Origin of the sequence: Massilia sp. Dwa41.01b (genome assembly GCF_014171775.1) — a bacterium.
Lineage (GTDB): Bacteria > Pseudomonadota > Gammaproteobacteria > Burkholderiales > Burkholderiaceae_D > Telluria.
On the sequence record NZ_CP050454.1, the window covers coordinates 3,273,785 to 3,293,787 of the forward strand.

10 protein-coding genes and 4 pseudogenes are annotated in these 20,003 nt (G+C 66.7%); 6 read left to right on the top strand and 8 right to left on the bottom strand.

Annotated features, from left to right (window positions below):
* Nucleotides 1-23 precede the first annotated feature (23 nt).
* From G4G28_RS28425 to G4G28_RS26435, 6 genes and pseudogenes are all read right to left on the bottom strand, one after another.
* Nucleotides 24-1,520 (bottom strand): annotated as a pseudogene (locus tag G4G28_RS28425) (UvrD-helicase domain-containing protein); the annotation flags it as partial.
* 292 nt (nucleotides 1,521-1,812) lie between these two features.
* Entirely contained in the window at nucleotides 1,813-2,169 is a 357-nt protein-coding gene (locus G4G28_RS28430) for a hypothetical protein (protein ID WP_308600710.1), read from the bottom strand.
* Nucleotides 2,169-2,513, bottom strand: coding sequence for a UvrD-helicase domain-containing protein (locus G4G28_RS28435; RefSeq protein ID WP_308600711.1), 345 nt, complete (start codon nucleotides 2,511-2,513; stop codon nucleotides 2,169-2,171). The genes G4G28_RS28430 and G4G28_RS28435 overlap by 1 nt, the downstream gene beginning before the upstream one ends.
* Nucleotides 2,510-5,972: pseudogene (recC, locus tag G4G28_RS15025) on the bottom strand (exodeoxyribonuclease V subunit gamma). The gene G4G28_RS28435 and the pseudogene recC overlap by 4 nt, the downstream one beginning before the upstream one ends.
* Before the next feature lie 36 nt (nucleotides 5,973-6,008).
* Nucleotides 6,009-7,409, bottom strand: a complete 1,401-nt coding sequence (locus G4G28_RS26430) for an ATP-binding protein (RefSeq protein WP_229507654.1) — start codon at nucleotides 7,407-7,409, stop codon at nucleotides 6,009-6,011.
* 11 nt (nucleotides 7,410-7,420) lie between these two features.
* The gene (locus G4G28_RS26435) at nucleotides 7,421-9,268 is read right to left on the bottom strand and encodes a CHASE domain-containing protein (protein WP_229507655.1); all 1,848 of its coding nucleotides are present in this window, start codon (nucleotides 9,266-9,268) and stop codon (nucleotides 7,421-7,423) included.
* A gap of 90 nt (nucleotides 9,269-9,358) precedes the next feature.
* Here G4G28_RS26435 and G4G28_RS15035 point away from each other — a divergent pair, with 90 nt between their 5' ends.
* From G4G28_RS15035 to G4G28_RS26445, 3 genes and pseudogenes are all read left to right on the top strand, one after another.
* The gene (locus G4G28_RS15035) at nucleotides 9,359-11,461 is read left to right on the top strand and encodes a prolyl oligopeptidase family protein (RefSeq protein WP_374011259.1); all 2,103 of its coding nucleotides are present in this window, start codon (nucleotides 9,359-9,361) and stop codon (nucleotides 11,459-11,461) included.
* Between the two features lie 125 nt (nucleotides 11,462-11,586).
* Nucleotides 11,587-11,877 (top strand): annotated as a pseudogene (locus G4G28_RS26440) (GNAT family N-acetyltransferase); the annotation flags it as partial.
* A gap of 68 nt (nucleotides 11,878-11,945) precedes the next feature.
* The gene (locus tag G4G28_RS26445; protein ID WP_229508127.1) at nucleotides 11,946-12,095 is read left to right on the top strand and encodes a hypothetical protein; all 150 of its coding nucleotides are present in this window, start codon (nucleotides 11,946-11,948) and stop codon (nucleotides 12,093-12,095) included.
* 56 nt (nucleotides 12,096-12,151) lie between these two features.
* On the opposite strand, the gene G4G28_RS15045 is transcribed toward G4G28_RS26445, so the two are convergent.
* A complete protein-coding gene (locus G4G28_RS15045; RefSeq protein WP_182988890.1) occupies nucleotides 12,152-12,739 on the bottom strand; it encodes an acyl-homoserine-lactone synthase in 588 nt (195 codons plus the stop codon).
* 210 nt (nucleotides 12,740-12,949) lie between these two features.
* On the opposite strand from G4G28_RS15045, the gene G4G28_RS15050 reads away from it, so the two are divergent.
* Entirely contained in the window at nucleotides 12,950-13,162 is a 213-nt protein-coding gene (locus tag G4G28_RS15050; RefSeq protein ID WP_229425635.1) for a helix-turn-helix transcriptional regulator, read from the top strand.
* On the opposite strand, the gene G4G28_RS15055 is transcribed toward G4G28_RS15050, so the two are convergent.
* Nucleotides 13,137-13,874 (bottom strand): LuxR family transcriptional regulator, encoded by a 738-nt coding sequence (locus tag G4G28_RS15055; protein ID WP_229425094.1) that lies wholly within the window; start codon nucleotides 13,872-13,874, stop codon nucleotides 13,137-13,139. The two genes, G4G28_RS15050 and G4G28_RS15055, sit on opposite strands and share 26 nt — an antisense overlap.
* Nucleotides 13,875-14,238: 364 nt before the next feature.
* On the opposite strand from G4G28_RS15055, the pseudogene G4G28_RS15060 reads away from it, so the two are divergent.
* Nucleotides 14,239-19,151, top strand: a pseudogene (locus tag G4G28_RS15060) (response regulator).
* Nucleotides 19,139-19,990, top strand: coding sequence for a CheR family methyltransferase (locus G4G28_RS15065; RefSeq protein ID WP_229507658.1), 852 nt, complete (start codon nucleotides 19,139-19,141; stop codon nucleotides 19,988-19,990). Before G4G28_RS15060 ends, G4G28_RS15065 begins: the two are co-directional and overlap by 13 nt.
* Nucleotides 19,991-20,003 lie beyond the last annotated feature (13 nt).

Sequence of the window (20,003 nt, forward strand, 5' to 3'; positions counted from 1 at the left end):
TAGAGCAGGCGCAGGTCCTCGTCCAGGCGCGCGCGGTCGACCGCCGCCAGGGCTTCGTCGGACAGGGCCAGGTCAATCTGGCGCTTGCCGTCCTCGTGCGCGAATTCGAAGAAGGACGCCATCTTGCGCTCGGTCTTGCGCGCCGTGACCGCGAAGGGCAGGTAGACCAGCGGGTACTCCAGCCCCTTCGACTTGTGCACCGTGATGACTTTCACCAGCTCGGCGTCGCTTTCCAGGCGCAGCACCAGCTCGTCCCCGCCTTCGCCCAGGCCCTCGATCTGCTCGGCGAACCAGCGGATCAGCGCACCTTCGCCGTCGAGGTGGCGGCTCGCTTCCTGCAGCAGTTCGGCCAGGTGCAGCAGGTTCGTCAGGCGGCGCTCGCCGCCGGCTTCGTCGAGCAGGCGCGCTGGCAGCTCCAGCTCGTGGATGAAGCGGCGCAGCATCGCCAGCACGCCCTGGCGCTGCCAGCAGGCGTGCAGGTTCTTGAGCTGCTCGACGCGCTCTTCCCACGCGGCTTCGTCGGCCGTCAGGCGTGCCAGTTCCTCCAGCGGCAGGCCGGCCGTGCGCGTGGCGAGGGCGGCGCGCACCAGCACGCCGTCGAGCGGATTGGCAACCGCATGCAGCCAGCGCAGCACGTCGCGCGCCTCGTCGCTCTCGACCACCGAGTCCTTGTCGGACAGGTAGACGCTCCTGACCTTGCGCCGCTCCAGTGCACGGCGGATCGCCGCCGCTTCCTTGCGGTCGCGCACGAGGATGGCGATATCGGCCGGTATCAGGCGGGTGAAGCGGGTACCGCCGCCCGCCGCGGGCGCTTCGAAGCCGACCCCTTCGTCGTTGAGCAGGGTAACGATGTGTTCCGCGCAGTGCTGGGCAAGGAAGTCACGGTACTCGTCCGAGCCCAGGTCGTCGCGTTCGGACGCGCACAGGGTCAGCGCCTGGTAGGGGCCGGCCACGCCGACCAGCCGGGCCTTGTGGCCGGCCGCCGCCACCGGCTCGAAGGGCAGCGGGTTGACCTCGCCGCGCCGGAAGCGGAAGGCGCCGGCCGGATGCCCGCCCTGCCCCTTCGTCCCCTCGGCATGGGCGAAGAGCTGGTTGACCGCTTCCACCAGCGCCGCGGTGGACCGGTAGTTGGTGCCGAGCTGGTAGTGGCGCCCCTCGGTGGCGCGCCGCGCCGCCAGATAGCTGTGGATGTCGGCGCCGCGGAAGCCATAGATCGACTGTTTCGGATCGCCGATCAGGAACAGGCCGGTGGCGGCATCGTTGTCCGCCACCCGGTACAGCAGGTCGAAGATGCGGTACTGCTCGGGCGAGGTGTCCTGGAACTCGTCGACCATGGCGATCGGGTACTGCAGCACGATACGACGGCGCAAGGCCTCGCCATTCGGGCCTTCGAGCGCGTCCTTCAGGCGCGCGAGCATGTCGGCAAAACCGAACTGCCGGTTGCGCGCCTTGAGTTCCGCGATGCGGGCGGCGATATGGGTGGCGGCATGGCGCACCAGCGCATGCTTGACCGGTTCCATCGCGTCGAGCCCGGCCTTGAGCGGCGCGGTACCGGCGAAGCAATCGGGCACCGGCACGGCGCAGCCCTTGTTGAAGGCGTCCTCGATGCCCTCGACCGTCAGGCGCGTCCATCCCGTGCCCTTGAGCTTGAGCTCCCTGCTGTCCGGATCGCGCGCCCAGGCACCCAGGGCCGCGAACCATTCGGCCTCGGATTCCGGCTTGAGTTTGCCGGCGCTGAGGCATTTCGATTGCGCTCGCGCTGCGCCGCGAGCCAGGCCTGCATCTGTTCGACGCGCTCGACCCAGCCCTCTTTCAGGCGGGCCAGCTCGGCGCGCTGCTTGCCGTCGATGCGCGCAAGCACCGCCGCGAGCGGCTCGGTTTCATGTGCGCCGAGCACGGACACGCGCCCCACCGGGCGCGCAGCGCATTCTTGAGCGCACCGACATCGCGCCAGCAACCCAGCACCATGGCCAGGGACGTGCTGTTCAGGGGGTAGACATGCTGGCGCCAGTAATCGTGCGCCGCGTCGTCGAACAGCGCGCGCTCGTCGCTGACGAGTTCCTCGTCGAACAGGCTGCCGCTGTCGAAGGCGTGTTCGCGCAGCATGCGCTGGCACCAGGCGTCGATCGTGAAGATCGCCGCTTCGTCCATCGTTTCCGCGGCCAGCATCAGGCGGTGCGCCGCGACCTGGCGCTCGCCCTCGCCGGCATAGCCCTGCGCCAGGCTTTCCAGAACGGATCGCCCCCTTCGCTTTGTCCGCGGAAGTACGCGGCTGCCTGGACCAGGCGCTCGCGCACGCGGTTCGACAGTTCGCGCGTGGCGGCGCGGGTGAAGGTCATCACCAGGATGTCCGAGGGCAGCAGGGGCTTTGCGAAGGCGGCATCAAAGCCGTGGCCCAGCACCAGGCGCAGGTAGAGGGCCGCGATGGTCCAGGTCTTGCCGGTGCCGGCGCTGGCCTCGATCAGGCGCGAGCCGTGCAGCGGGAAGTCGAGGGGATCAAGTAGCTGGCTCATGCATCCGTTCCTGTTGCATCCGTTCCCGTATGTGACTCGACCTCGACGTGCGCACGCATCCACGCCAGCAGCGGACCATAGACTTCGCGTGCCACGACGCCGCCCGGGTCGGCCGCGCCAAGAGCGGCGAAATCGGGCCACAGGCGCGCCAGGCAGGGCTCGCGCTGGACCTCGCCGGGGAATTTGTACTGGCCCTCGTAGGTCTTGCGCGGGCTGAGCTTTTTCGGCTTGCCCTTGCGCCCATCGGCCGGAGGCGGCTCTTCCGCCGCCAGCTGGACGAGCGCCGTCCTGCAGGCGACCGGCAGCGGCTGGTCCAGGTTGCGGCGCCAGAGCGCGGCGAGCTGCGCGAGCACGGCCAGCGCCTCGCTTTGTTCGATCGGCTGCATCGTCACCAGCGCGTCGCGCGCCACCAGGTAGCCGGTCAGTTCGACACCGGCGGCGCTGGCAGCGAGCTGGCGCAGCCAGGCGTCGATCAGCTTGTCGCCACAGGGCGCGCCTTCCTTGTCCAGCACTTTCGACGAGGTTTGCGCCAGCCAGGCGGTCTGCGCGCCATTGCTGCGCAGGCGGTCGATCCAGTCTTCCAGCGTGACGGCATCGAACGCCAGCTTCAGGTCCAGCTTCGGCGCCGCATCCGGAAAGTCGGCGCATAGCCGCAGCCAGGCCTCCCGCACCGGCACCAGGTCCTTGACCAGCTGCTCCTGCCAGTGCTGTCCGATCAGCCCGATGGGCAAGGCGCCTTCGCGCGCGAGCCGTTCGGCACGCGCCTGCAGTACCTGGCGCACCGCATCGAGTTCCTCGATCACGCCGCCGTCGTCGAGCAGGCTGTCTTCCAGGCCGTAGCGTTCGAGTCCGTCGAACGCGAACGGCTCCTCGTCCTCGCCGATCACTTCGGTCTCGTTGAACATCACGGCCAGGCGGCGGCGGAAGAAGTAGCGTGCCGGCTGCTTCATGAAGCTGGCCAGTTCGGCCAGGGTCAGGCGGTAGCCCGGCTCGAGTTCATACGGGGGCAAGGCGTCGGCCTCCCTTGCCCGTTCGCCCTGGCCGTGCGCCGCGCGCCATTCGCGCGCGTAGGTGCGCAGCCCACCTTGCTCGAAATAGCGGCGGCTGAAGGGCTGCAGCGCGTGCTCGGTCGTGATGGTGGACAGGTCGAGCTTCCAGCCGGCGCGCAGGTAGTCGCGCAGCTGCGCCACCAGCACCGAGGCAGGCTGCTCGCTGTTGTCGCGCACGTTGCGTCCGACCCAGCTCACGTACAGCCTGTCGCGCGCGGCCAGCAGGGCTTCCAGCATCAGGTAGCGGTCGTCGTCGCGGCGCGAACGGTCGCCCGGGCGGCTCATGCCGGGCAGCGCCAGCAGGTCGAAGTCGGCCTGGGGCGTGCGGCGCGGGAAGTCGCCGTCGTTCATGCCGAGCAGGCAGACGGCGCGGAAAGGCACGGCGCGCATCGGCATCAGGGTGCAGAAGGTGACGCCGCCCGAGACGAACTGGTGGTTCAGGGTCGGCTGGTCGATCTGCGACAGCCAGGCTTCGCGCAGCACCGCAAGCGGCACCGGCTCGTCGAAGCCGCCCGATTCCGTCATCTCGAGCCAGCATTGCAGGGCTTCGTTCAGCTGCGCCAGCGTCAGACGGTCGCCCTCCTCGCGGCCGTCGAAAAAGGCGGCCAGCAGGGACCGTGCCTCGACGCCCCACTCGGCAGGGGTGCGCGCCTCGGCCAGGCGTGCGCGCCAGGCCAGCAGGCACTCGACCAGCTGGGCCAGCGAGCCGGCCAGGGCGGCATCGAGCCCGCCGACCTCGCCATACGGTTCGATATCGCCGAAGCGGGCACCGGCGCCGCTGGCGTAACCGAGCAGCATGCGCCGCACGCCGAAGATCCAGGCATTCTGTTCGCCGGCCGCGCCCAGGCCGAGCCCGGCGCGGTGTTCGCCATCCAGGCCCCAGCGCACGCCGGCGCCGTCGATCCACTGGCCGAGGGTGTGCAGGTCGTCGTCGTGGATACCGAAGCGCGCGGCCAGCGCCGGCACGTCGAGCAGGTCGCGCACCTCGCTCTGGCGGCAGCGCTGCTGCGGCAAACGCAGCAGCCACTCGAGCGCGACCAGCAGCGGATTGACGCTGCGGTCGCGCGTGTCGCCGATCTGGAACGGGATGTGGCGCGGGTCGTTCTTGCGGTGCTGGTCGAAGACGGCGTGGATCGCGGCCGAGAAGGTGTCGATGTCGGGCACCATCACGACGATGTCGCGCGGGCGCAGGCTCGGGTCCGCGGCGAACCACGACAGCAGCTGGTCGTGCAGCACCTCGACTTCGCGCTGGGTGCTGTGGGTGACGTGGAAGGCGATCGAATGGTCGTCCGGCGCCGGCGGCTCCTGCGGATGCTCGTTCAGCGGCAGCAGGTCGCGCACGGCGGCCTGCACCGGGCCAGCAGGGTCTCGCCCGGCCCCTCGGAGAACAGGTCGATGCGCAGGCGGGTGGTGCCGTTTTCGGCATCTTCCGGCCTGACCTCTTCGTTGTCGAATTCGTCGAGCATGCGCACGAAGTCGCGGCCCTGGCGGCCCCAGCTCGCCAGCAACGGGTGGGTGTGGGCGTGCAGGGCCTCGATCGGTACGCTGGCCAGGTCGACGCCGTCGCGCGCCGGCTGGCGCTTGTGCGCAGCTTTCAGCAGCTCGCGCCCTTCGATGATGTCGCCCCAGTAGAACTGGCAGGGATTCGGCACGGCCAGCAGCACCGGGTGTGGCGCGCCAGCGCGGCGATCGCCTGCAGCGTCTGGTAAGGCAGCGCCGACATCCCGAACAGCACGACGCGGCGCGGCAGGCGCCCGGCGGGCGGGTCGCCGGACAGGATCCTGGTGACGAACACCTCGTGGATCGCGGCGCGCCCGAGGCCGCGCTGCATGGGCGGCACGCTCTCGTGCACGGCACGCCACAGGTGCGCCTGCCAGACCTGGTCCGGCTCGAGCGGTACGGGGTCGCCGCCCGCGCGGCGCAGCTGGTCGCGTCCGATCTCCCAGTCGGTGAGCCAGTCGGCGCGGTACACCTGGTACTGGTCGAACAGGTCGGCCAGGCGCTCGGCCAGTTGCAGGCGCCGTTCCGGGCAGCCGTCGCCGAGGAAGTGCGTGAGCGGCGCAAAGGCCGGCTCGCGCAGCAGCGTGGGCAACAGGCGCATCAGGCGCCAGGTGAGCGGATCCTTGTCGAAGGGCGAGCGTGCCGGAACACGCTCGCGCCCCAGCATTGCGCGATAGGCCTCCCACAGGAAGCGGCCCGGCAAGGCCACGCGGGTGGCGGCGCACACGCCCAGGTCGCGCGCCAGGGCAATCTTGAGCCACTCGGCGAACCCGTTCGACTGCACCAGGATGGTTTCCTGCTCGAGGGGACCGAGGGGATGCGTGCGCAGCCAGTCGAATACGGCGGCGCGCAGCATTTCCATCTGGTTGCCGTGCAAAATCAGCAAGCCGGGGGTGATCGGGGAAGGCATCGGGGGAGGTAGGTGGATCGGTCGTGGTGGTGGAGCTCAGGCGCAACAGGATACTCTTTTTGCCGGCGCGGCGAAAGGCTGGCCTTCGATACCCGCTTCGCTCAGCGCGAGTCCGTGGCGCGCGCACCAAGTTCTGCTGCCACTTGCCGATCGAGCCGCGCAAAGATGCTGCGCAGACGCGCTCCAAGCGCACGCCCCGGGGCCAGGGCGCCGCGCTCGTGCTGGCGTTCGAGTTCGGAGCAGACCTCGGCAAAGCCCATCGCCCCGACCGCGCGCCGACGATTTCAGGCGGTGCGCGACGGCGCCGGCACGCGCCAGGTCGTTCGAGGCCAGCGCGATGTCGATCTCGGCCATGCCTTCGCGTACGCTGTCGAGGAACATGAAGGCGAACTTGCGCATCTTGTCGGGGTCGTGGCCGAAGGTGGCGGCCAGCACCTGGACGTCGAGGAGCGGCATGCCGGCGGCCGTCGGCGGCGCGGCCGGGCTGTCGGCGGGCGGCGTCGGCGCGCTGACGGTGCGAGCGGCGGCCGGTGCCACGGCCGGCACCGGGTCCGGCGTGCTTGCCGCTGCCGATGCCGATGCGGCCACGCCCTGCTCCTGGCGCGTTCCCACCCGTGCCAGCACGCGCAGGATCGTCGTCGCCAGCAGCTCAGGGGCGACCGGCTTGGTCAGGAAGTCGTCCATGCCCGCCTCCATGCAGCGACGCTGGTCCTCGACGCCGGCATTGGCCGTCATGGCGATGACGACGGTGTGGCGCAGGCCCTCGTCGGCCCGGACGCGGCGCGTGGCCTCGAAGCCGTCCATCACCGGCATCTGCACATCCATCAGCACGCAGTCGAAGCGCCGCTCGCGCATGCGCTCGATCGCCTCGCTGCCGTTGCCCGCCACGACGACGCTCGCGCCCACGCCTTGGAGCAGTTCGCACCCGACCTGCTGGCTGAAGACATTGTCCTCGACCAGCAGGATGGTCTTGCCGTCGAGGCGCACGGCCGGCAACCCGGAAGCGCCGCTGCGCCGCGACGGGCGCGCGTCCGGCTCCGGCTTCGGTTCCAGCCTGGACTCGTGCCCGTCCTCGTGCTTGCGCGCAAGGCGGCTCTCCTGCCTGCCGCCTTGCCCCAGCCGCGCCGTGAACCAGAAGGTGCTGCCGCGGCCTGGCTGGCTGTCGACGCCGACTTCGCCGCCCATCAGTTCGGCCAGCTGCTTGCTGATCACCAGGCCCAGTCCGGTGCCGCCGTAGCGCCGCGTGGTCGAAGGGTCGGCCTGGTGGAAAGGCGTGAACAGCTGCGCCACCTCGGCGGGATCGATGCCGATACCGTGGTCCCGCACCTCGAAGCGCACCAGCGTCTCGTGGCCGAAGGCACGCACCGCGCGCACCCGGATGACGATGCTGCCGCGTTCGGAAAACTTGATGGCGTTGCCGAGGAAGTTGAGCAGCACCTGCTCGAGCCTCAGTGGGTCGCCGCGCAGCGGCCGCGCCAGTTCCGGGCGACGTCGAACTCGAGCCGCAAGCCCCTGGCGGCGGCCGCCTCGCCAAGCTGGGTCTCGAGGTTGCCCATCAGGGCATCGAGCTTGAAGTCAAGCAGCTCGAGCTCCATGCGGCCGGCCTCGATCTTGGAAAAGTCGAGGATGTGGTTGATGATGCCCAGCAGGTGCTGGCCCGAGTGATGGATCTTTTCCAGGTAGTCGCGCTGCTTGGGGTCGAGCGCGCCCTTGAGCGCCAGGTGGGTCATGCCGATGATGCTGTTCATCGGCGTGCGGATCTCGTGGCTCATGTTCGAGAGGAAGTTACTCTTGGCCTGGTTGGCGGCGTCGGCCTGGGCCTTGAGCTGGTGCAGTTCGGTGACGTCGGTCGCCACGCACAGCACGCCGCCGACGCCGCCATCGAGGCGCACCGGCACCTTCACTTCCCACAGCTGGCGCGGTGTGCCGTCGGCCAGCCGCACTTCCACCTGGCTCGCGCGGCGGTGGCCGTCGAACACGGCGCGCTCGCGTTCCCAGGCGGCGTCGGCTGCGCCCAGCGGCATCACCTCGCGGTCGAGGCGGCCGTTGATGCGCTCGGCACTCTCGCCCAGCGCCTGCGCGGTCTTCGCATTCACGTAGCGAAAGCGCCGGTCGCGGTCCTTCATGAAGACGAAGGCGTCGAGGTTGTCGAGCACCGTGTCGAGCAGGGTGCGCTGCTCGATCGCGCCGCGGCGCGACCAGTACAGCGACAGGAACAGGCTGTAGACCAGCAAGGTGGCGAGGAAGCCGCCGATAAAGGCGAGCAGCGGGAAGCGGCGCTCGAAGGGCAGGTAGAACTCTTCCCTGGCCGCGCTGAAATGGGCCTTCCACAGGGTGCCGCCGAAATCGACCGGCAGCACCGTGACGAAGCGCGTGGCCGCGTCCAGCGGGTGCGTGCGCAGGCCCCCGTCGCCGTACAGCAGGCGGTCCGCCGGCGCTGGCGCCAGCGCGGCGGGCGCGCCTGCCTGGCGCGCCGCTCCCGGCGGTGCGGAGAACAGCGACAGCGCGATCGGCGAGGCGGCCTGCCCGGCCAGCGTGCGCTCGACCAGTGCCGGCACCGAGAACGCGATACCGACGCTGCCGACATAGGCGGCGCGGCGCTCGGCGAGCGTGGCCGGGGTGACGCCGCCGCGGTAGACCGGGGCGCGCATGCCCAGCGCGATATGCGGGGTCGGGTTCTCCACCCGCACCGGCTGGCCCGAGGCGCTCATGCCGCCGGAATCGCGGGCGCGTGCCATCGCCTCGGCGACGGCGGGGTTGGCGGTGATGTCGACCCCGAATTTTTCCGGCAGCGCGCTGGGCGGCTCGATGTAGGTGAGGACGGCGTAGCTGGGACGCCGTCCCGGAGGCTGGATCGAAAAGCCGGGATAGCCGCGCGGATCGAGGCTGCGGTCGGCGCGCACGGCCGCTTCGAAAGCGTCGCGCTCGGCATCAGGCACTTCATGGGTGTAGGCGACGGCGTCGAGCGCCGGGTAATTCTCGTGCAGCGCCAGCGCGGAAACATAGCGGTGGAACTGCTGGCGCGTGACCGGCTTATCGCTGGCCGCGAACATCGCCACCAGCGCCCGCGTGACTTCGTTGTACGAGGTGATGACACCGGCCAGTTCGTCCTTGATGGCGCGCGCCTGGTAATCGAAGCGGCGCCGCGCCGATTCCTCGACGGTGCGCCCGGCCGCCATGTGCAGGATGGCGCCGACCAGGAGCGCCAGCCAGACGCCGGCGCCCCACATCACGACACGGGTGGTGCCGCGCATGCCCGCCAGGGCGCCGATGCTGCGTGTGATCGACAGGGCCATCGTTTTTTGCCGTGCAGTAAGAGACGAAAGATTGTTGATAATATACGATATCGGTTCGCCGTTGGGGCGCTCGACAGTAAGGAAGAAAAGATGCGGAAAACGGCGGCGAAAGTACTGCTTGGCCTGGCAGCGGCGGGTGGACTGGCGGATGGCATGGCGGCTGCGCCAGCTGGCACCCAGCCTCTGCCCGACCCGTATGCCTGGCTCGAGGACGTGGGCGGCGAGCGCCCGCTGGCCTGGGTGCGCGAACAGAACGCGCTGGCGGAAAAGGCGCTCGGCGGCCCTGACGGGGAAGCGCTGCGCGCCCGCCTGCAGGCCATCCTCGACGCCAGGGAGCGCATTCCCTACGTCAGCCGCGAGGGCGGGTATCTCTACAATTTCTGGCGCGATGCCGACCATGAACGCGGCATCTGGCGCCGTACCACGCTGGCCGAATACCGCAAGGCGGCGCCGCAGTGGGAAACCGTGATCGACCTCGATGCGCTCGCGCGCGACGAACACGAGAACTGGGTGTGGGCCGGCGCCACCTGCCTCAAGCCGCAAGCGACGCGCTGCCTGGTGTCGCTCTCGCGCGGCGGCGGCGATGCCGCCATCGTGCGTGAATTCGACCTGGAACGGCGCGCCTGGGTCGCCGGCGGCTTCGCCCTGCCCGAAGCCAAGAGCGAGGTCGGCTGGATCGATGCCGACACCCTGTTCGTCGGCACCGACTTCGGCCCGGGTTCGATGACCGGCTCGGGCTACCCGCGCATCGTCAAGGCCTGGAAGCGCGGAACGCCGCTGTCGGCGGCCACGACTGTCTTCGAAGCCCAGGGCGGCGACCTGTCGGCGTCGGCATACAAGGACATGACGCCCGGCTTCGAGCGAGAATTCGTCTCGCGCCAGATCGACTTCTACAGCAGCGAACTGTTCCTGCGCGAGGGCGATCGCCTCGTCAAAGTCGACAAGCCGCTGGACGCGAACGCCTATGCGGTGCGCGATCAGATACTAATGGAGTTGAGATCGACCTGGCAGGTCGGCGGGCGCACCTGGCCGCAGGGCGCGCTGCTGGCGATCGACTTTTCCCGCTTCATGCGCGGCGAACGCGATTTCGAGATGCTGTTCACGCCGACCGCCACCACCTCGCTCGAGGGCGTGACGGTCACGCGCGACGCCCTGCTCCTGACGGTGCTCGACAAGGTCAAGAACCGCCTCGTCGAACTGCGCCATGAGGGTGGCAGCTGGCAGCGGCGCGACGTGGCGGCGCCGGACGTCGGCAGCCTGGGCGTCTGGGCCTTCGACCCGATCGAGTCGAACGACTACTTTTTGACCGTCACCGGTTTCCTGACGCCGACCACGCTTTACCTGGGCAGCGTCGGCAAGGACAGCCGCGAGCGGCTGAAAGCGATGCCAGCCTGGTTCGACGGCGCGCGCCTGGCCGTGTCGCAGTTCGAGGCGAAGTCGAAGGACGGCACGATGGTCCCGTATTTCGTCGTGATGGACCGGCGCGCAAAACGCGACGGCCGCAACCCCACCCTGCTCTATGGCTACGGCGGCTTCGAGGTGTCGCTCACGCCCTCGTACAGCGGCATGGATGGTGCGGGCTGGCTGGAAAGCGGTGGCGTCTACGTGCTGGCGAACATCCGCGGCGGCGGCGAGTTCGGCCCGCGCTGGCACCAGGCCGCGCTCAAAGAACATCGCCAGCGCGCTTTCGACGACTTCCTGGCGGTGGCCAAGGACCTCATCAAGCGCAAGATCACGAGCCCACGCCACCTCGGCATCATGGGCGGCAGCAATGGCGGCCTGCTGGTGGGCGCCGCCATGACCCAGCGGCCGGACCTGTTCAATGCCGTGGTGTGCCAGGTGCCGCTGCTGGACATGCGGCGCTACCACAAGCTGCTGGCCGGCGCCTCGTGGATGGGCGAATACGGCGACCCTGACGACCCGGCCCAATGGGAATTCATCGGCAAGTACTCGCCCTACCAGAACGTTTTCAAGGACAAGCACTACCCGCCAGTGCTGTTCACGTCCTCGACACGCGACGACCGCGTCCACCCCGGCCATGCGCGCAAGATGGCGGCGCTGATGCGCGACCAGGGGCACCAGGTGCTGTACTGGGAAAACACCGAGGGCGGGCACGCCGGCGCAGCCAACAATACCCAGCAGGCGCGTATGTGGGCGCTGACCTATACCTTTCTGCGCAAGCAGTTGAAGTAGCGAATCATCGGCGTGAAACTGCCATGGTGCAACTTCCGTGGCTTTGCCGCCCCCACTATATATAGAAGGACATGAAATCCGTGACCATAGCCCCGCCCGCCGCGCCGGCGCCTCCCCTCGTCGACATGGTGAGGGTACGTCCGCTCGCCAGCAACGAGTGGCCACTCTACCGGACGCTGCGGCTGCGCGCGCTGGCGGACGCGCCGGCCGCCTTCGGCAGCACGCTGGCGGCAGAAGAGGCGCGCGTGGATGCCGACTGGGCCTGGCGCCCGGGCCTGGCCGTTACCTCGAACCGGGACCGGCCGCTGGTGGCGGAATACGATGGCAGCGCCGTCGGCCTGGCCTGGGCCACATTCGACGCGGCCGATCCGCTGCTGGTGAACCTGTTCCAGATGTGGGTGGCACCGGAAAGCCGCGGCCACGGCGCGGCGGCCGCCCTGCTGAAGGCCGCGGTGGATTGGGCACGCCCTCCGGCGCACGCGCCATGCAGCTGGGCGTACTCAGTGAAAACGACACGGCCCGGCGGCTCTACGAGCGCGCCGGATTCCGTGACCATGGCGCGCCCTTCCCGGTGCGGCCGGGCGATGCGCGCATGGAGCAGGCGATGCGGCTGGACCTGGCGCCCGCCAGTTGAGGCCGCGTCCCTGAACACGGCGCTAACCGGCGGCGGGCGGCTGCCGCGTGCCCTCTTCAGCTCGCCAGGCGGTGGTCGAATAGTACTTCGCAGGTCGCTTCGATATCGACGAACAGGGCCACTGCCGTCTCGACGCCGATGACCAGCGGCGGGCCGAGACGCTCGGTGACGATACCGCCACGGCGCAGCAGGCGCTCGATCGCGGTGGTGGTGACCGTGACATAGCGTTCGATGCCGCGTTCATGACCGAAGCGCAAGATGGCGGCAAAGGATTCCATGGTCATTTGCGAGAAGCCGAAATGGTTGCTGCCGCCGGTTTCGATGGCAAAGCGCGACAGCTCCCAGATGTGCTCGTCGCTTGGGGCTTGCTGGCCATGCAACAGTTGCGGGAACGAATCTTTCAGCATGTAGGGGCCCTCGGTCGGCAGCAGGCGCCAGCAGCCGCGCAAGATGCCGCCGCGCGAATCGCGCATCATCATGTAGTGCGGTTCGAGCGCGTCGTAGCCGTCGATTTCCATACCTGACAACACGGGGACCTCCCAGCCGAGCCGGCCCTGGAACACTTTTGCGCGCAGCGCATGCATCTCCCACAAGTCACGCGACTTGAATTCGCGCCGTGCTGCGATGTCGATTTGCAGTGCCATGTTGTTCTCCCTGGTTATTGACGCAAGAAAATATGCGTTGGGCATAAGATTCATGCAATTCGGGCAGGAAAGTAACTAGCAGGTTTGCTAGGTGGCTACAAACGGTTACGGTGGAATACTAGGTTTTTGACCCGCATAACCAGGAGAGACGCCATGCCCAACGACTACATCAGCGAATCCATGCTTGCCCGCCCAGGCTTACAGCCGACCATGATGCCGATGCCGCCGCGCCCGGCGCACGTCGACCTGCGTCAATTCCGCATCAGCAAACGCGAGAGCCAGGAAAAGTTCTGGGGCCGTTTCGGCGTGACTCAATCGAGCGGTAGCCGCTTTGAAACCGGCCTGGCGATCCCGCAGCCAGTCGCGATCCTGTTGAAGCTGTACGTGAACGGTAAGCTCAACGATGGCGATCTTCAGGGGTAAGTAGTCCGAGGGCGATCGCCTTGACGACCGCCTGCTGGCGTGTGTTGACGTTGAACTTCTGACGTACGTTAGCCAGGTGAAAGTTGACGGTCGCTTCCGAACACCGGGTGATCATCGAGATCTCCCACGAGGACTTGCCTGCCATGACCCAGTTGAGCACCTCGAGCTCGCGCCGGGTCAGGCGCGGAACCGCTTCCCCACCCGTCGGCTGCTGCGAAAACGGCAGCGACGAGGCAAAGGCATAATCGCGCATCAGGGACAAGGAGCCCATGTTGCGCGCGACTTCCTGCGAAAATTCATCACCTGGCGCGGCGTCCGATGCCAGGCTGAGCATGCCCACTTCCCCGTTCGGACCATGGATCGGCAGCGTCACCCCGGTCCGGATCCCGTAGCCGGAAGCATCTTCATATAGCGCCCGTCCCTCCTCGGTGGAAAAGGTCTCCGGCTCCCAGATGAAGGGCAAGGTACTGGTCAGGCAATGGCCAACTGTCGGATCGACATAGGCCAGGCGCTCCGCGTCGTAATGATCGCGCCATTCAGTCGAATAATTACTTTGTAGAAAAGCTTGCTCGAACTGGGTATGCCGCGAGTGCACCACTGCGAACAGCACCTGTTCGAAGCCGAGCGAGCGCGCCAGGCCGAACAGGGTCTGACGCCATGAATCGGCATCCTTGGACTGCATCAGCTGCACGAGTTCCGCAGTCTCGACCATAGTGCTCGCTCTTCCATTGAATTCAACTTGTCTATACTAGTGGAAAACAGCCCCACGAGCATGCGTGGTGGCAATTTTATCAAGCTTCAGCAGGGTATGGACATGTATTTGCTGTAGTAAATGCGCAACGAGTCCTGGTTAAGCCCTTTTAAATCGTGCGCGCCGGAAACAAAATTTCAGATACCCTTCCCTGCTGCGATTTAACATTCCCGCAGTGCAAGTTTTATTCTCGCTGCGGCGCTTGACTTGATCCCGCACAAGAGTATCGTTCCATACTTTCCGTTTAACAGTTTCCTGGCGCGAAGCCATTCCGGCGCGCGCACAAGAATATTGCTCCATTTTCCAAAACGAGGATTACAAGTCGATGAACACAATGACCGACATGGCCGAACAGCTGGACGTCAAACTCCTGCTCGCTACGCTGATGGCCCTGAAAAAGGGTGACTTCTCGGTGCGCATGCCTTCGGACTGGACCGGTGTGTCCGGCAAGATCGCCGATACGCTGAACGACATCATCGAAACCAAGTCGAAGATGGTGGAGGCCGTGACCGAAGTGTCGCGCGTCGTCGGCCGCGAGGGCCACCTGACCCAGCGCGCCGACGTGCCGGGCGTGGTCGGCGGCTGGAGCACCCTGATCAGCTCGGTCAATTCCCTGATCGACGACCTGGTGCGTCCGACCACGGAAATGGCGCGCGTCATCGGCGCCGTGGCAAAGGGCGACCTGTCCCAGACCATGGCGCTGGAAGTGGACGGCCACCCCTTGAAGGGCCAGTACCTGCGCGCGGCAACGACCGCGAACACGATGGTGGAACAGCTCTCCTCCTTCTCCTCCGAAGTGACGCGCGTGGCGCGAGAGGTCGGTACCGAGGGTAAACTCGGCGGCCAGGCGCAGGTGAAAGGCGTCGCGGGTACCTGGAAGGACTTGACCGACTCGGTGAACTCGATGGCGGGTAACCTGACTTCCCAGGTGCGTAACATCGCGGAAGTGACGACCGCCGTGGCAAACGGCGACTTGTCGAAGAAAATTACCGTCGACGTGCGCGGCGAGATCCTGCAACTGAAGGACACGATCAACGTCATGGTGGACCAGCTGCGTTCCTTCGCATCCGAGGTGACGCGCGTGGCGCGCGAGGTCGGTACCGAGGGCAAGCTGGGCGGCCAGGCTTACGTGCCGGGCGTGGGCGGTACCTGGAAGGACTTGACCGACAACGTGAACTTCATGGCGTCGAACCTGACGGGCCAGGTGCGTAACATCGCGGCGGTGACGACCGCGGTGGCGAACGGCGACTTGTCCAAAAAGATTACCGTTGACGTGAAGGGCGAGATTCTCGAACTGAAGAACACGATTAACGTCATGGTGGACCAGCTGTCCTCCTTCGCATCCGAGGTGACCCGTGTGGCACGTGAGGTGGGTACCGAGGGCAAGCTGGGCGGCCAGGCGCAGGTGAAGGGCGTCGCGGGCACCTGGAAAGACTTGACCGACTCGGTGAACTCCATGGCGGGTAACCTGACGGGCCAGGTGCGTAACATTGCGGACGTGACCACCGCCGTGGCAAACGGCGACTTGTCCAAGAAGATTACGGTGGACGTGAAGGGCGAGATTCTCGAGCTGAAGAACACGATCAACGTCATGGTCGACCAGCTGAACTCCTTCGCATCCGAGGTGACCCGTGTGGCACGGGAAGTGGGTACCGAGGGCCGCCTGGGCGGCCAGGCGAACGTGCCTGGCGTTGCGGGTACCTGGAAAGACTTGACCGACGGCGTGAACTCGATGGCGGGTAACCTGACCGGCCAGGTGCGTAACATTGCGGACGTGACGACCGCGGTGGCGAACGGCGACCTGTCGAAAAAGATTACCGTGGACGTCAAGGGCGAGATTCTGGAGCTGAAGAACACGATTAACGTCATGGTCGACCAGTTGTCCTCCTTCGCATCCGAGGTTACGCGGGTTGCGCGTGAAGTGGGTACGGAAGGCAAGCTGGGTGGCCAGGCCTATGTGCCGGGCGTGGGCGGTACCTGGAAGGACTTGACCGACAACGTGAACTTCATGGCCTCGAACCTGACAGGCCAGGTGCGTAACATCGCGGCGGTGACGACCGCGGTGGCGCGTGGTGACTTGTCGAAGAAAATTACCGTGGACGTGAAGGGCGAGATTCTCGAACTGAAGGACACGATCAACGTCATGGTCGACCAGCTGTCTTCCTTCGCATCCGAGGTGACCCGTGTGGCACGTGAGGTGGGTACCGAAGGTAAGCTGGGCGGCCAGGCGAACGTGTCGGGTGTCGCGGGTACCTGGAAAGACTTGACCGAGAACGTCAACCAGCTGGCGGCAAACCTGACCAACCAGATGCGCGCGATCGGCGAGGTGGCAACGGCCGTGACCCGTGGTGACTTGTCGCGTTCGATTCAGGTCGAAGCGCGCGGCGAGGTGTCCTACCTGAAGGACAACATCAACGAGATGATTCGTAACCTGAAGGAGACCACGCAGAAGAACGCGCAGCAGGATTGGCTGAAAACCAACCTTGCGCGCTTCACGCGACTCCTGCAGGGCCAGCGCGACCTGGGCGCGGTGACCAAGCTGATCCTGTCGGAGCTCGCTCCGCTGGTCTCGGCGCACCACGGCGTGTTCTACATGATGGATTCGCAGGAGCTTGACGCCCGCCTGCGCATGATCGCGAGCTATGGCTACCGATCCAACCGCAAGCTGCCGACCTCCTTCCTGCCGGGCGAAGGCCTGGTGGGCCAGTGCGCGCTCGAGAAAACCCGCATCTGGCTGACCGACGTCCCGCGCGATTACATCGTGGTCTCGTCGGGCCTGGGTTCGGCGCCGCCGAACAACATCGTCGTGCTGCCGATCCTGTTCGAACAGCAGGTCAAGGCGGTCATCGAGATCGCCTCGCTCGACCGCTTCACCGAAACCCACCTGTCCTTCCTCGACCAGCTGATGGAGTCGATCGGCGTCGTGTTGAACACGATCGAGGCGAACAGCCGTACCGAATCGCTGCTGACCCAGTCGCAGTCGCTGGCGCAGGAACTGCAGCAGACCAACCAGGAGCTGGCCGAAAAGGCGCGCCTGCTGTCCGAGCAGAACATCGAGGTGGAACGCAAGAACCGCGAAGTGGAACAGGCCAAGCTGGCGCTGGAGGAAAAGGCGACCCAGCTGGCCCTGTCCTCGAAGTACAAGTCCGAGTTCCTCGCGAACATGTCGCACGAACTGCGTACGCCTTTGAATTCGCTGCTGATTCTGGCGCAGCAGCTGTCGGATAACCCGGAAGGCAACCTGTCCGGTAAACAGGTGGAATTCGCGAAGACCATCCACGGCTCGGGTTCGGACTTGCTGACCCTGATTAACGACATCCTGGACCTCTCGAAGATCGAGTCCGGTACCGTCACGCTCGACGTGTCGGAGTACCGCTTCGCCACCCTGCGCAACTACGTCGACCGCACCTTCCGCCACATGGCCGAAGCCAAGCACCTCGGCTTCCAGGTCGACCTGGCGGACAACCTGCCGACCGCCGTCATGACCGACACGACGCGCCTGCAGCAGGTCCTGAAGAACCTGCTGTCGAACGCGTTCAAGTTCACCAGCCATGGCCAGGTGTCGCTCAACATCAGCCTCGTCACCAGCGGCTGGACGGCCGATCACCCCCACCTGCTGCATGCGGACGCCGTGCTGGCCTTCTCGGTCAGCGATACCGGCGTCGGCATCCCGCAGGACAAGCTGCAGCTGATTTTTGAAGCCTTCCAGCAGGCCGACGGTTCGACCGCGCGTAAATATGGCGGCACGGGCCTGGGTCTGTCGATTTCGCGCGAACTGGCCCGCCTGCTCGGCGGCGAGATTCGCGTGGAATCGACCGTCAACATCGGTTCGACCTTCACGCTCTACCTGCCGTACAACCGCGCCGGCTTCATCAACTACGAAGCGACGCGCCAGCCGCAGCCGGCCCGCCTGGCCGCGCCTAGCGCCCTGCGGCAGCACCGGTGATCTACACGGCTGCCCAGGTGGAAGAAAGCGGCGTGGCCACCATCGAGGTACAGGCACCCGGTGCCACCGGCCTCGTGGAATACGCCTCGATGCTGGACGACCGCGGCCTGATCGCCCCGGGCGACCCGTCGGTGCTGATCGTCGAGGACGACGACCGCTTCGCCAAGACCGTGCTGGAATTCGCCCGCGAGAAGAACTTCAAGGGCATCGTCACCCACCGCGGCGACTCGGCGCTGTCGCTCGCCCGCGATTACCTGCCGTCGGCGATCCTGCTCGACATCGACCTGCCGGACATCGACGGCTTCACGGTCCTCGACCGCCTCAAGCGCGACCCGAGCACCCGCCACATCCCGGTGCACGTGGTCTCGGCCCTGCGCGAGCGCGAGCGTGCGCTGCGCCAGGGCGCGATTTCCTTCATCAGCAAGCCGGTGGAACGCGAGGCGCTGCAGGAAGAGTTCACCCGCATCCAGAAGTTCCTGGTCGGCGGCAAGCGTAGCCTGCTGGTGGTCGAGGACGACCTCGCCCAGCGCGAACTGATCGTCAACCTGATCGGCGATAACGACCTGAACATGGTAACCGTGGAGACCGGCAAGGCGGCGATGGAAGCGCTCGAGAGCAAGCACTTCGACTGCATGGTGCTGGACCTGACCCTGCCGGACGTGTCGGGCTTCGACCTGCTCGACCAGATCGGCAAGAAGGAAGCCCTGCGCGACCTGCCGATCGTGATCTACACTGCGCAGGAACTCTCGCGCAAGGAAGTCACGAAGCTCAAGAAGTATGCGAAGACCATCGTGATCAAGGATGCGCGTTCGCCCGAGCGGCTGCTCGACGAAACGGCGCTGTTCCTGCACCGCTCGCACGCATCCCTGCCTGAACTGCAGCGCAAGATGCTGGAAGAGATCCATGCGCTCGACGGCGGCCTCGCGGGCCGCAAGGTCCTGATCGTCGACGACGACCTGCGTAACATCTTTGCGCTGTCGTCCCTGCTGGAGCGCCAGCAGATGCAGGTGCTGTTTGCAGAGAACGGCCGTGACGGCATCGAGGTGCTGGAGAAGGATCCGACCATCGAGATCGTCCTGATGGACATCATGATGCCGGAGATGGACGGCTACGACACGATGCGCGCCATCCGTCGTATTCCGAAGTTCAAGTCGCTGCCGATCATCACCCTCACCGCGAAAGCGATGAAGGGCGACCGCGACAAGTGCATCGCCGCCGGCGCTTCCGACTACATCACCAAGCCGGTCGATGTGGCGCAGCTGCTGTCGCTGATGCGAGTGTGGCTGCATTGACCGCCTTTGCCGCTTTCGCGGCCTCGCTGGCGGTCGAGGAGCTGGAGATCGACTTGCTGCTTGAAGCCCTGTCGCAAAGGCACGGCTTCGATTTCCGCGACTACGACCGGCAGGTGGTGCGAAAAAAGCTGCTGGCGGTAATGGCCGCGCGCGAACTGAAGACCGTGTCGGCACTGCAGGAACGGGTGCTGCACGAGCCGGGCGCCGCGTCGAACGTGCTGCGTGCGCTCTGCGTGGCACCGGCCGCCCTGTTCGACAATCCGGACTGGGCGCGCCAGGCACGGGAAGTGCTCGGCGCCGCGCTGCGGCCGGTTGCCGTGCCGCGGGTCTGGCTGGTCGAGTGCGCCGGCGTGGGCGAAGCCTGGACGCTGGCAATCGTGCTGCACGAGGAAGGACTGCTTGCGCGCACCGAGATCTTCGCCACGGTGGCCAACGACGAGTTGCTGGCCGAGGTGCGTGAAGCGTCGATCGACGCGTTCGCGTTGCCGGCCTTGCAGGAGCAGTATGCCGCCAGCGGCGGTACCGCTGCCCTGTCCGACTATTTCGAGCTCAAGGACGGCCGCGCTGTCCTGCTGCCGCGCCTGCGTTCGCGCATCACCTGGGCGCAGTACAACCTGGTGACCGATGCCTCGTTCAACGAGTTCCAGGCCATCGTCTGCTGCCGCGCCCTGGCCGACTTCGGTCCGATGCTGCGCCAGCGCGTGCTGCGCCTGTTCTTCGAGAGCCTGTCGCGTTTCGGCGTGCTGGCGACCGATCGCGAACTGGCCGCGAGCGACGCCCACGCGGCGGCTTACCAGCCGCTGGGCGATGCGCCGGCCTGGTACAAAAGGGTGGGCTGACGCGCACGAACCG

Excerpts from the sequence above, each read along its gene's own strand:
- G4G28_RS28430 (WP_308600710.1), bottom strand. The coding sequence starts at position 2,169 with ATGCTGGCCGCGGAAACGATGGACGAAGCGGCGATCTTCACGATCGAC.
- G4G28_RS28435 (WP_308600711.1), bottom strand. The coding sequence starts at position 2,513 with ATGAGCCAGCTACTTGATCCCCTCGACTTCCCGCTGCACGGCTCGCGC.
- G4G28_RS26435 (WP_229507655.1), bottom strand. The coding sequence starts at position 9,268 with ATGGCCCTGTCGATCACACGCAGCATCGGCGCCCTGGCGGGCATGCGC.
- G4G28_RS15035 (WP_374011259.1), top strand. The coding sequence starts at position 9,359 with ATGCGGAAAACGGCGGCGAAAGTACTGCTTGGCCTGGCAGCGGCGGGT.
- G4G28_RS26445 (WP_229508127.1), top strand. The coding sequence starts at position 11,946 with ATGCAGCTGGGCGTACTCAGTGAAAACGACACGGCCCGGCGGCTCTAC.
- G4G28_RS15045 (WP_182988890.1), bottom strand. The coding sequence starts at position 12,739 with ATGGCACTGCAAATCGACATCGCAGCACGGCGCGAATTCAAGTCGCGT.
- G4G28_RS15050 (WP_229425635.1), top strand. The coding sequence starts at position 12,950 with ATGATGCCGATGCCGCCGCGCCCGGCGCACGTCGACCTGCGTCAATTC.
- G4G28_RS15055 (WP_229425094.1), bottom strand. The coding sequence starts at position 13,874 with ATGGTCGAGACTGCGGAACTCGTGCAGCTGATGCAGTCCAAGGATGCC.